The following is an 11,592-nucleotide window of genomic DNA, read 5'->3' on the forward strand; positions in this document are numbered from 1 at the left end:
GTGGACCGTGACGGCGTTGAGCGTGGCCAGGTTCTGTGTAAGCCGGGTTCGGTGACACCGCACACCAAGTTCGAAGCGGAAGCCTACATCCTGACCAAGGAAGAAGGCGGCCGTCACACCCCGTTCTTCGCGAACTACCGTCCGCAGTTCTACTTCCGGACCACTGACGTGACCGGAACCGTGACCCTGGCCGAAGGCACCGAGATGGTCATGCCCGGCGACAACGTGTCGTTCGGCGTTGAGCTGATCGCCCCGATCGCGATGGAAAACGGCCTGCGTTTCGCGATCCGCGAAGGCGGCCGCACCGTCGGCGCCGGCGTCGTGTCGAAGATCGTAGAATAATCCGTAGGCCGGGCTTCAGCCCGGCACATCGGTGAACAAACAAAGGCCGCTCCCCAGGGGGCGGCCTTTTTCTTTGTACTTGTATCGAAGACTGTCGACCTACCCGTAGGCCGGGCTTCAGCCCGGCACGTCTGTGATCCAAATGAAGGCCGCAACAAGAACATCAAGGCGGGGTGTGTCCCGCCCGATAAGTTCAACGAAATTCAGTCTTGCGGATAAAGCAAACTACGCTGTCGAGAGCGGACGGCTTAGCCCAACCCGCCTTCAGCTGCGGCCCGTACGGCCCGAATATTCTCACCGTAAACCTCGGGCCGATCCACTGATCCGCCTTTGAACACGGCAGACCCGGCCACCAGCACATCAGCCCCCGCTGCGGCAACAAGGGGCGCTGTCTGGGGATCAACACCGCCGTCGATCTCGATATGCACGGAGCGGTCACCGATCATCTGGCGCAATTTGCGGATCTTGCCAGTCATGTCGATGAACTTCTGGCCGCCAAAGCCGGGGTTCACGGTCATGACGCAGACCAGATCGGTGAGGTCCAGCAGATGTTCGACCGCCTCAGCCGGGGTGCCCGGGTTCAGGGCCACGCCTGCCTTCATGCCCGCGGCGCGGATCGCCTGCAGCGTGCGATGGGTGTGGGCCCCCGCCTCGACATGCGCGGTCAGAATGTCGGCACCTGCATCAGCGTAGGCCTGGATGTATGGATCGACCGGCGTGATCATCAGGTGCACGTCCATGACCGTCTTTACATGCGGGCGGAACGCTTTGACGGCTGGCGGGCCAAAGGTCAGGTTCGGAACGAAATGGCCATCCATTACGTCAACATGGACCCAATCCGCGCCCTGCGCTTCGATGGCCTGAATTTCTTGCCCGAAATTGGCAAAGTCGGCGGACAGAATGGACGGCGCGATCTTGATGGTGCGGTCAAAGCTCATATTGGCCTCGTATCAGCTGAAGAGTCGCGGATGCGTATACCCGTGAGGCGGGGCGATGGATACCCCCCCCGCACGTGTCGTGCCGTTACAAAACTTTCACTACGCTGACACATATCCGTTGAACGGCATCTGTAGCAGTCCGCCAACATGAATTGGGGGTGGCACGTGCTGCGTATCAAGAAACTGACCAAACGCTTTGGTGACAATGTTGCCGTGAATGCCGCGACGCTGGATGTGGACAAGCCATGCATGATCGGGATCATCGGACGGTCGGGCGCGGGCAAGTCCACCCTGCTGCGGATGATTAACCGCCTGACGGATGCCAGCGAAGGCGAAATCCTGTTTGAAGGCCGGGACATCACCCAACTGAAAGGCCGTGACAAACGCGCCTGGCAGGCCGATTGTGCGATGATTTTCCAACAGTTCAACCTGGTGCCGCGCATGGATGTGGTTTCGAACGTGCTGCATGGCACGCTCAACCGTCATTCGACGCTGGCCGCTATGTTCAACCTGTTCCCGATGGATGAAATTCACCGTGCCATCGACATCCTGGACCGGTTGGGGATTGCGGAACACGCTCCGAAACGGGCCGAGGCCTTGTCGGGCGGCCAGCAACAGCGCGTGGCGATTGCGCGGGCTCTGATGCAGGACCCGAGGATTATTCTGGCGGATGAACCAATTGCCTCGCTGGACCCGATGAACGCACAGGTGGTGATGCAGGCGCTGCGCCGCATCCACGAAGAAGATGGCCGCACTGTCATCGCCAACCTGCACACACTGGACACAGCACGTCGCTATTGCGACCGCGTGGTTGGGATGCGCGACGGGCGCATCGTGTTCGATGGGCTGCCCGAGCAACTGACCACGGGCGTTGCCCGCGAGATCTATGGTGCCGATGCCAGCTTTTCGGAAGAAGCGACATCAACGGAAATCGAAACGCTTGATGCCACGCAAAAGGCGCTGATGGAAGCAGAGGCAACCATCTGAGCCGTCCCAACCCCTTTCATCGCCCGGCCCGATGAGAGGCCGGGGTTATCAAACTGGAGAGAGACAGATGAAAAAACTGATTGCTGCCTTGGTCGCAACCACAACACTGGCCGCACCGGTCATGGCTGAAGAAATCAGCGAGTTTCGTATCGGCATTCTGGGTGGAGAGAACGCTCAGGACCGGATGAGCAAAAACGAGTGTCTGCGCGAATACACCGAGGAACTGTTGGGTGTTCCGACCAAACTTTTTGCCCCTGCCGACTATAACGGAGTGATTCAGGGGCTGCTGGGCGGCACGATTGATGTCGCCTGGCTGGGTGCGTCGGGCTATGCCAAAACCTATCTGAGCGACCCCGAAGCGGTTGAGCCGGTACTGGTCAAGGTGAACACCGATGGCGGCTACGGCTATTACTCGGTTGGATTTGCACGCAAGGACAGCGGCATCACCTCGCTTGAGGACATGAAGGGAAAGGTTTTTGGTTTTGGCGACCCGAATTCGACCTCGGGTTATCTGATCCCGTCGATCGAGATTCCCCAGGTCACCGGAGCAACCATGGAATCGGGTGACTATTTTGCTGAGGTGAAATTCACGGGCGGTCACGAGCAGACCATCGTTGCGGTGCACAACGGTGACGTTGATGGCGGTGTGACCTGGGCTGATGGTCTCGGCGAGTGGGAAGACGGCTATCAGTCGGGCGCGCTGCGCCGCGCTGTGGATGCTGGTCTGGTCGACATGAACGATCTGGTCGAGATCTGGAAATCGGCACCGATCCCGGAAGGTCCGGTTGTACTGCGCAAGGCTCTGCCCGAGGATGTCAAAGCTCAGGTTACCGAATTGTGGAACACGCTGGATGAAAAAGACCGCGAATGTTTCTATGGTGTGGCTGCGGGTGAAGCCAAGAGCTTTGATCCTATCAAGCATGAGGCCTACGAGGTCATCATCGAAGCGCGCAAGCTGAAGTCCAACTAAAACTGCATATCCAATGATCGGGGTCTGGTGATGTACCGGACCCCGTTTTCCCTTCAGGAGCATTCCATGACAGACCTTACCGCAGGGTCCTTATCCGTCGATCAGATCCGCAACGACTATACAGCGATGACACGACGCAAGCGGGTCTATGGCGGCATCCTCCTGATCCTGTTCCTGTCGTTGATGGCAGCAGGGTTTCGCACAGCCGACAACCGGAATGCCGGCAGCTTTGTCGATGGCTGGCACCGTATTCTTGACTACCCCACAGAGGTTCTGTCCGAGGCGTGGGAAAAGATTGCTGAAATGCCAGCCAATTTGGTCTCGTTCTTCCCGGCTCTGGTCGAGACAATCAACATCGCGGCGGCGGCGACGCTTGTTGGCACAATTGTCGGGACGTTTTTCGCCCTGATGTCGACACGCGGCATGGCGCTGTGGCCGTCATTTATCCCGCTGTTTCGCCGAATATCAGACATCTGCCGCGCCATTCCCGAGATCGTGATTGCGTTGGTTCTGATCTTCATTCTGGGCGGTGGCCCGGTTCCCGCGATGATCGCTATTGCGATTCACACAGCTGGCGCATTGGGCAAACTGTTTTCCGAAGTGAACGAGAATGCCTCGCTGAAACCGGTGGAAGGGCTGCATTCTGTCGGTGCCAACTGGTCACAGCGGATGTATCTGGGGGTGATCCCGCAGGTCGGGCCGAACTATGTCAGCTACGCGCTGCTGCGGTTCGAGATCAATATCCGTGCCTCGGCCATTCTTGGATTTGTTGGGGCGGGCGGTCTGGGTTACGAGCTGCGCAATGCCATGTCCTGGGGGCAGGGGCGTTATGACGAAGCCGCGGCCATCTTCATTCTTCTGTTCGTTACAATCGTGGTCGTCGACCAGCTGTCTGGCTACCTTCGCGACCGTCTGACCCACGGCTCGGAAAAAGGAGCTTTGGCATGAGCACTTTCGCAACCAATTTGACTGTTGATGACCTGAAAGCCGAAGCAGATCGCTTGTTCAACCGCAAAAGGTTGATGAATTTCGGGTTGCCTGCTCTGGTTTTCGTCTATCTGGTCTATGTCTTCTTTGCTTTTGACGGGTCGGGCCTTGTGGGGCGCGCAAACTGGGCAAATGGCAAGACGCTGGTGGCAGACAGCTATAGCTACAAAACGCATGCCGCGCGGGATAATCGCACCGGTGAAGTGTCTGTCGCCATCGAGGGTGAGCGCAAGTGCGCTTACCCTGAGGGTCAGGCGCCGGAGTGGGTGGCACTGGGCGAGACGACCGTGATCGACCTTGAAAAGAGCCATGTGGTGCGTTTCGGTGCGCGGACGGTGGAATATGACATTCCCGGCTATGGCACCATTCGCGCGACGCCCACGCGTTCGGCCGGTGTACAGGCCGAGTTGCCGGAGGGCGAGGTTCCGGAGTGGATCAACGTCTCTAAAAACCGGCTGTCTGTGACCACGGACGCAGGTCGTTTGACTGTCACCCGAAACCGGTCCGAGGTGTTCCGCTATTTCACTGGGTGGGAATTGTTCTGGTTCACGCTGGACAGTCCTTATTTTGGCAAGTCCTTCCCGGAACTGGCCGGACGCGCGACATCGGGCGAGGCGGGTGCGATCTTTAATGATTTCTGGACCAACAAGATGTGGCACCATCAGGATGTGGCGTGGGCCATCTTCGAGACGATGCTGATGGCATTTCTGGGCACGTTTGGCGCGGCTATTGTGGCCCTGCCATTGGCCTTCCTTGCGACGCGCAATTTCAACCGGATGACATCCATCCGCTTTGCGACACGGCGTGTATTCGATTTTGTGCGCGGCGTAGACGCGTTGATCTGGACTGTGGTTCTGGCCCGCGCCTTTGGCCCCGGCCCGTTGACCGGTGCGCTTGCCATTCTGGTGACGGACACCGGGACATTCGGCAAGATATTCTCGGAAGCGTTGGAAAACGTGGATCAGAAGCAGATCGAAGGTGTGCAGTCCACGGGTGCGAACGCCCCGCAACGGTATCGGTTCGGCGTTATCCCTCAGGTCACGCCTGTTTTGCTGAGCCAGCTTTTGTACTTTCTCGAATCCAACACCCGCAGTGCGACGGTGATCGGTGCAGTCACGGGGGGCGGTATTGGTTTGCTGCTGACGCAGGCAATCATCACGCAGAAAGACTGGGAAGAGGTCGCCTACTACATCATCCTGATCATTCTGATGGTGATGTTGATGGATTGGTTTTCGGGCTGGCTGCGCAGTCGTCTGATCCAGGGCGAGTCGGGTAAAAAGCGCAGACTGCGCACGCCCGACCCCAAACCGTTCCTGTTGCCCTGAACCGGGTTAGGAGTGGCAAGAAAACGGCACGGTTCAGTGCGGCGCAACCGTTTGAAAAAGCGTCACAGAGCTTTTGCACGACCGTTCATCCGATTGCCGGGACAACGCTGGCCCAAAGGCAGTTTATCCGGATTTCGCGCCACGCCCAACGGGATGAGACCCCCGGCAGGAGGTCGAGGTCGAGCGGCAGGGGTTGTGGTTTACTCTTCGTTCAGCGTCAGCGTGACACGCTCACCAGCAAAGACGGTTCGGCCATATTCGACGGGTGCGCCGTCCGGGTCCGCGTTGACACCGACCGAAAACAGCACCGGAGCACCTTCGGACAGTTGCAGGTGAAGGGCTTGCGTTGCTGTCGCGCCGCGCGCGGTCAATCGGGTCGTGATGCGGGTGTAATCCGCGATACCGCAGCGTTGCAGGGCTTTTGTTACTGACTGGGTCTCGGTCAGCGCCTGTAACAGGTTTGGAAAGCGTTCTGCCGGGAAGACACTTTGAAAAACGGCTATGGGCTGCCCATCCGCCAGCGATAACCCGTCATAGACATGCACCGGGCCCCCTTTGCTCATACCCAGTGCTTCGGCCTCGGCTTCATCCGCCGCGCGTGTGGTCAGGGCCAGGATTTTCTTTCCCGGTATCTTGCCGCTGGCCGAGACGTTCTTGTGATATCGAACCCTTTTGCCAATCGGATAGTCGGTTGGCCGCGCCGCCACAAAAACGCCCGCACCGCGCCGGGCATGAACCAGACCTTGTTCCGACATGTCAGCCAACGCGCGCCGCACTGTGTGGCGGTTGACACCGTATTTGGCGGCCAGCTGCGCTTCGGTCGGCAGGCGGTCACTGGTTTGATACCGCCCTTCGGCAATGTCCGAGGTCAGGCGCAGGGCAATGCTTTTCCAGATCGGCGTTTTGCTCATGTCACCAAATCTTCACACAGTTGGAGATTGCGTGTTGCGCACACGCAGGTTAATATTTGTCTAGTTGTATAGTTCAAATAGACAACCCGGCCAAGAGGCTTTGATGACAGATCAGACAGAAATCGCGACCGGGGCACGCAGGGATTGGATGGGTTTGCTGGCCCGTGCACCTGACGACACCCTGATGACCTTGTGGGACGTAATTGAGACCCGCCCGAGCTTTGACTGGCTGCGCCGCCCCGAGGTCGGGAGCGTGATGGTGCGTGGTCGCACCGGCGGCACCGGAGCACCGTTCAATCTGGGCGAAATGACGGTCACGCGCTGTTCTGTGGTGTTGCAGGATGGAACGGTTGGTCACGGTTATGTTCAGGGTAGATCGAAACCCAAGGCCGAAGCCGCGGCATTGATTGATGCGATGATGCAGACCGGGGCAGCAGATGAGGTGCAGGCGCGGCTGCTCGACCCGCTTCAGCAGCAAATGCAGGCGGTCAAAAGCACACGCGCGGCCAAGGCAGCGGCCACCAAGGTTGAGTTTTTCACGCTGGTTCGGGGGGAAGATTGATGGCCGCGCAAACACAGTTTACCGGGGGCTTTCAAGACGCACCTGTCGATGCCGCACATGCGTTCCGCGCTGCGATGACCGTCATGGCACGTCCGGGCGACATACGTGTCCTGTCGGGCGGCGAACCTCCAGCGCCCCTGTCCGTGGCGGCCGGTACATTGCTGCTGACGCTGTGCGACCCCGGAACCAGGGTTCACCTGGCCGGAGGCACCGATACCGACGCAATCCGCAATTGGCTGACATTTCACACGGGCGCCCCGCTCGTATCCGCAGCAAAGGCCGATTTTGCCGTTGGCACATGGGACGCATTGGGGCCGCTTAACGCCTATCGCATCGGAACGCCGGAATACTCGGATCGTTCGGCTACCCTGATAGTGGAATGCGACCGGCTAGAGCAGAGCGGTACCGTTCTGAGCGGCCCCGGCATCAAAAAGACCGCGCGCCTGTCTCTGCCGGATATTCCGGCGCTTCAGGGGAATGCGATGCTTTATCCTCTGGGGTGCGATTTCTTTTTTACCTGCGGCGACAGGGTTGCCGCCCTGCCACGCAGCACGCAGATCACGTCGGAGATCTAAGCGATGTATGTTGCTGTCAAAGGGGGCGAAAAAGCCATCGAGAACGCCCATGCCTGGCTGGCCGAAGAACGCCGGGGCGCGACCGATGTGGCGGAGCTGAGCCTTGCGCAGATCCGCGAACAGTTAAGCCTTGCAGTGAACCGGGTCATGGCGGAAGGCTCGCTTTATGACCCCGACCTGGCTGCGCTGGCGATAAAGCAGGCGCGGGGTGACCTGATCGAGTCGATCTTTCTGATCCGCGCCTATCGCACCACGCTGCCGCGTTTTGGCTATTCCAATCCGGTCGAAACGGGTGAGATGGCCTGCGACCGCCGGATCTCGGCCACGTTCAAGGATGCGCCCGGTGGGCAGGTTCTTGGGCCGACTTTCGACTATACGCATCGTTTGCTGGATTTCAAACTGGCCGCGGATGGTGATGACCCGAATGCTCCGGAAGGTTCTGCACGGCAGGAACCGACGCCGCATATCACCGAATTCCTGAAGGACGAGGGCCTCATCCAGGACGAACCGGCAAGTGATGACACCCCCGGCGACCTGACGCGCGAACCGATGGAATTTCCTGCCAGTCGCCCGTTGCGCCTGCAATCGCTCACTCGCGGGGATGAGGGTTTCGTGTTGGGCATGGCCTATTCCACCCAGCGTGGTTACGCGCGCAACCACGCGTTTGTGGGTGAATTGCGGATTGGCAAGGTTGCGGTTGAAATGGACATCCCCGAGTTGGGGTTTGCCATCGATATCGGCGAGGTCGAACTGACCGAGTGTGAGACGGTGAACCAGTTCAAGGGTTCAAAAACCGAGCCGCCTCAGTTCACGCGTGGTTATGGTCTGGTCTTCGGTCAGTCTGAACGAAAGGCCATCGCGATGGCCTTGGTTGATCGCGCGCTGCGGTGGAAGGAACTGGGCGAAGACTATCTGGGCGCACCTGCGCAGGATGAAGAATTTGTTCTGAGCCACGCGGATAACATTCAGGCGACCGGTTTTCTCGAACACATCAAGCTTCCGCATTACGTGGATTTCCAGTCCGAGCTTGAATTGGTCCGCAAACTGCGCCGCGAGGCTGACGCGCGGATCACGTCAAAGGAGGCTGCCGAATGAGCGGGCTCGTCTTTCTGGTGGTAATGCTGGCAGCGCTGCTGCACGCCACGTGGAACGCGTTGGTCAAGGGTGGGTCGGACAAAAGCGCCGCGATGACGGCTGTAGTGATGGGGCAGGGGTTGTCCGGCCTTCTGCTTCTGCCGTTTGCCCAGCCGCTCGATTGGACGTGCTGGCCATACCTGCTGGCGGGCATCGGGCTGCATCTGGGCTATCAGCTGTTTCTGATTCAGGCCTACAAGATCGGGGACCTGACTCAGGTCTACCCGATCGCACGCGGTGCCTCGCCGCTCTTGGTTGCGCTCGGTACGGCGCTGTTCTTTGGGGTGACGTTCAGCCAGGCCGAGCTATGGGCGATGGCAATGATCTCGGTCGGGATCGCCTCGATCGCGCTGGTACGGCGCGCGGATGGCAATTTCAACATGGCTGCTGCCGGGCTGGCACTGATCACCGGGTTGTTCATCGCCGCCTATTCCATCGTCGACGGGCAAGGCGCGCGCATTGCGGGAACAGCGCTGGGCTTTTTCGGAACGCTGACGGCGGCGAATGCGCTGGGCTTTGCCCTGGTGGCGAGGGTTGCGCGACCGGGGTTGTTGCGGCGGGCAGCCAGCCTTTGGCGGTTGGCGGTCATTGGCGGCGCGGCCTCATTCACCGCCTATGTTCTGGTTGTCTGGGCTTTCACCCAAGCGCCCATCGCGCTGGTCACTGCCTTGCGCGAGTGTTCGATCATCTTTGCACTGATCATCGGCGTGACCTTCCTCAACGAAAGGCTCGACCTGAAAAAGGTCGCCTCAACCGCGCTGACCCTTGCGGGTGCGATCCTTCTGCGCATGAGCCGGAGCTGACCCATGTCTGACTACAACTTCGCCTATCTGGACGAGCAAACCAAACGGATGATCCGCAGGGCGATCCTGAAGGGCCTCGCTATTCCTGGGTATCAGGTGCCCTTTGCCAGCCGTGAAATGCCGATGCCTTATGGCTGGGGCACCGGAGGGGTGCAGGTCTCGGCTGCGACGCTGACGCCTGAGGATACGCTCAAGGTCATCGATCAGGGTGCGGATGACACGACCAACGCGGTGTCGATCCGCAAGTTCTTTGAAAAGACCGCAGGTGTTGAAACGACCGAGGAAACCGAGAAGGCGACGGTGATCCAGACCCGCCACCGCATCCCTGAGGCGAAGCTGCGCGAAGATCAGATCATCGTTTATCAAGTGCCGATTCCGGAACCTCTGCGCTTCCTCGAGCCGCGTGAGACCGAGACACGCAAGATGCACAGCCTTGAAGAATATGGGCTGATGCATGTGAAGCTATATGAGGATATCAGCCAGCACGGAGCGATTTCGACCGCTTACGCCTATCCGGTGAAAGTGTCTGGCCGCTATGTGATGGACCCGTCCCCGATCCCGAAATTCGACAACCCGAAGCTTGAAATGGATGCAATCCAGCTGTTCGGTGCCGGGCGCGAGCAGCGCATCTACGCAGTGCCGCCACATACCAGGGTCGTGAGCCTCGATTTCGAGGATTATCCGTTCGAGGCCACCAAGGCCGATCATCCCTGTGACCTGTGCGGGGCCGAGGACAGCTATCTGGATGAAGTTATCATGGATGATGCAGGCAACCGAATGTTTGTCTGTTCGGACACCGATTATTGCCGGTCGCGCCGCGCGACCGGCCATGTGGGCCGCTTGGCCGGAGAGGACGCAGCGTGAAACGGGAAGATGTTCTTGGAATTGACCACCTTGGCCTGACGGTTTCGGATCTTGACGCCACGCGCTTGTTTTTTGTCGACGCACTGGGTTGGGAGATTTTCGGCAGCAATCCGGATTATCCCGCGGTCTATGTGACCAATGGGGCGGCGAAGCTCACGCTTTGGCAGCAAAAAGGTGAAAAACTGCGTGGTTTTGATCGGCATTCAAATGTCGGACTGCATCACGTGGCCTTCAAGGTACCGGACGAGAGCGCCCTGAATGCTGTATTCGAAGCAGTCAGGGACTGGCCTTCTGTCGTGGTTGAGTTTCCGCCGGAACCCTCTGGTGCGGGTCCAAAGATCCATTTCATGATCCGGGAGCCGGGCGGCAATCGGGTCGAATTTTCCTATGATCCCAGGTGAGTGACATGACACCGTTGCTGAGCGTAAAGGATATCAGAAAAACCTATGGTGCCCGTATCGGATGTGCCGACGTAAGCTTTGATCTCTATCCCGGAGAGGTGATGGGGATCGTGGGTGAAAGTGGCTCGGGCAAGTCGACCCTGCTGAATTGTTTGGCGGGTCATCTGGTGCCCGATGCGGGGCAGGTGATCTTTGACACGCGCGCGAACGGGCCGGTGGATACGGTGACCATGTCGGAGCCCGAACGCCGGATGTTGAGCCGTACCGACTGGGCCTTTGTGCATCAGCATGCACGTGACGGGCTGCGGATGTCAGTTAGTGCCGGAGGCAATATTGGTGAACGGCTGATGGCCGTGGGCGAGCGCCACTATGGTGACATCCGAGACAAGGCCATTGACTGGCTGGGCCGGGTCGAGATCGAGGCGGCGCGCGTTGATGACCGGCCCACCGCGTTTTCGGGCGGGATGCAGCAACGTTTGCAGATCGCCCGTAATCTGGTGACTGGCCCGCGACTGGTGTTCATGGACGAACCGACCGGGGGGCTGGATGTCTCGGTTCAGGCGCGATTACTGGACCTCTTGCGCGGCTTGGTGCGTGAAATGGGGCTGAGCGCGATCATCGTGACCCATGATCTTGCTGTGGTGCGTCTGTTGGCCGACCGGTTGATGGTGATGAAGGATGGTCATGTGGTTGAGGCCGGGCTGACCGATCAGGTGCTGGATGATCCCCAACACGCCTACACGCAACTGCTAGTGTCCAGCGTTCTGCAGGTTTGAGTATTTGGGAAAAGGTG

14 protein-coding genes are annotated in these 11,592 nt (G+C 59.2%); 12 read left to right on the top strand and 2 right to left on the bottom strand.

What is annotated here, in order from left to right:
- Nucleotides 1-342, top strand: a 342-nt coding sequence (locus tag AC2FLO_RS15330) for an EF-Tu C-terminal domain-related protein (RefSeq protein WP_496753135.1), incomplete at its 5' end; no start/stop codon positions are given.
- A 248-nt stretch (nt 343-590) separates the two neighbouring features.
- Here the strand turns inward: AC2FLO_RS15330 and rpe are convergent.
- Nucleotides 591-1,280 (bottom strand): ribulose-phosphate 3-epimerase, encoded by a 690-nt coding sequence (gene rpe / locus AC2FLO_RS15335; RefSeq protein WP_496753134.1) that lies wholly within the window; start codon nt 1,278-1,280, stop codon nt 591-593.
- A gap of 165 nt (nt 1,281-1,445) precedes the next feature.
- Between rpe and phnC the strand changes: the two genes are divergently transcribed.
- The 4 genes from phnC to phnE (AC2FLO_RS15355) all read left to right on the top strand — a co-directional run bounded on the left by phnC (nt 1,446) and on the right by phnE (AC2FLO_RS15355) (nt 5,549).
- The gene (gene phnC / locus AC2FLO_RS15340; RefSeq protein ID WP_480507128.1) at nt 1,446-2,267 is read left to right on the top strand and encodes a phosphonate ABC transporter ATP-binding protein; all 822 of its coding nucleotides are present in this window, start codon (nt 1,446-1,448) and stop codon (nt 2,265-2,267) included.
- Nucleotides 2,268-2,334: 67 nt separating this feature from the next.
- The gene (phnD, locus tag AC2FLO_RS15345) at nt 2,335-3,237 is read left to right on the top strand and encodes a phosphonate ABC transporter substrate-binding protein (protein ID WP_496753133.1); all 903 of its coding nucleotides are present in this window, start codon (nt 2,335-2,337) and stop codon (nt 3,235-3,237) included.
- Between the two features lie 66 nt (nt 3,238-3,303).
- Nucleotides 3,304-4,185, top strand: coding sequence for a phosphonate ABC transporter, permease protein PhnE (gene phnE, locus AC2FLO_RS15350; protein ID WP_480622840.1), 882 nt, complete (start codon nt 3,304-3,306; stop codon nt 4,183-4,185).
- Nucleotides 4,182-5,549 carry a phosphonate ABC transporter, permease protein PhnE gene (gene phnE / locus AC2FLO_RS15355; protein ID WP_496753132.1) on the top strand — a complete coding sequence of 456 codons (1,368 nt, stop codon included), beginning with the start codon at nt 4,182-4,184 and terminating at the stop codon, nt 5,547-5,549. Before phnE (AC2FLO_RS15350) ends, phnE (AC2FLO_RS15355) begins: the two co-directional genes overlap by 4 nt.
- A gap of 200 nt (nt 5,550-5,749) precedes the next feature.
- Here the strand turns inward: phnE (AC2FLO_RS15355) and phnF are convergent, their stop codons facing one another.
- A complete protein-coding gene (gene phnF, locus AC2FLO_RS15360) occupies nt 5,750-6,460 on the bottom strand; it encodes a phosphonate metabolism transcriptional regulator PhnF (RefSeq protein WP_496753131.1) in 711 nt (236 codons plus the stop codon).
- 103 nt (nt 6,461-6,563) lie between these two features.
- Between phnF and phnG the strand changes: the two genes are divergently transcribed.
- From phnG to phnK, 7 genes are read left to right on the top strand one after another with little or no spacing between them, the layout of a single operon-like run.
- Nucleotides 6,564-7,022 carry a phosphonate C-P lyase system protein PhnG gene (gene phnG / locus AC2FLO_RS15365; protein WP_496753130.1) on the top strand — a complete coding sequence of 153 codons (459 nt, stop codon included), beginning with the start codon at nt 6,564-6,566 and terminating at the stop codon, nt 7,020-7,022.
- A complete protein-coding gene (gene phnH / locus AC2FLO_RS15370; protein WP_496753129.1) occupies nt 7,022-7,597 on the top strand; it encodes a phosphonate C-P lyase system protein PhnH in 576 nt (191 codons plus the stop codon). The genes phnG and phnH overlap by 1 nt, the downstream gene beginning before the upstream one ends.
- 3 nt (nt 7,598-7,600) lie before the next feature.
- On the top strand, nt 7,601-8,692 hold the full coding sequence (locus AC2FLO_RS15375) for a carbon-phosphorus lyase complex subunit (protein ID WP_496753128.1): 1,092 nt from the start codon (nt 7,601-7,603) through the stop codon (nt 8,690-8,692).
- Nucleotides 8,689-9,534, top strand: coding sequence for an EamA family transporter (locus AC2FLO_RS15380; RefSeq protein ID WP_496753127.1), 846 nt, complete (start codon nt 8,689-8,691; stop codon nt 9,532-9,534). The genes AC2FLO_RS15375 and AC2FLO_RS15380 overlap by 4 nt, the downstream gene beginning before the upstream one ends.
- 3 nt (nt 9,535-9,537) lie before the next feature.
- Nucleotides 9,538-10,398, top strand: a complete 861-nt coding sequence (locus tag AC2FLO_RS15385) for an alpha-D-ribose 1-methylphosphonate 5-phosphate C-P-lyase PhnJ (protein ID WP_480554569.1) — start codon at nt 9,538-9,540, stop codon at nt 10,396-10,398.
- Nucleotides 10,395-10,799, top strand: a complete 405-nt coding sequence (locus tag AC2FLO_RS15390) for a VOC family protein (RefSeq protein ID WP_480554568.1) — start codon at nt 10,395-10,397, stop codon at nt 10,797-10,799. Before AC2FLO_RS15385 ends, AC2FLO_RS15390 begins: the two co-directional genes overlap by 4 nt.
- A gap of 5 nt (nt 10,800-10,804) precedes the next feature.
- On the top strand, nt 10,805-11,575 hold the full coding sequence (phnK, locus tag AC2FLO_RS15395) for a phosphonate C-P lyase system protein PhnK (protein WP_480554566.1): 771 nt from the start codon (nt 10,805-10,807) through the stop codon (nt 11,573-11,575).
- The last annotated feature ends 17 nt before the right edge of the window (nt 11,576-11,592 follow it).

The organism is Ruegeria sp. TASC047 (assembly GCF_059612445.1).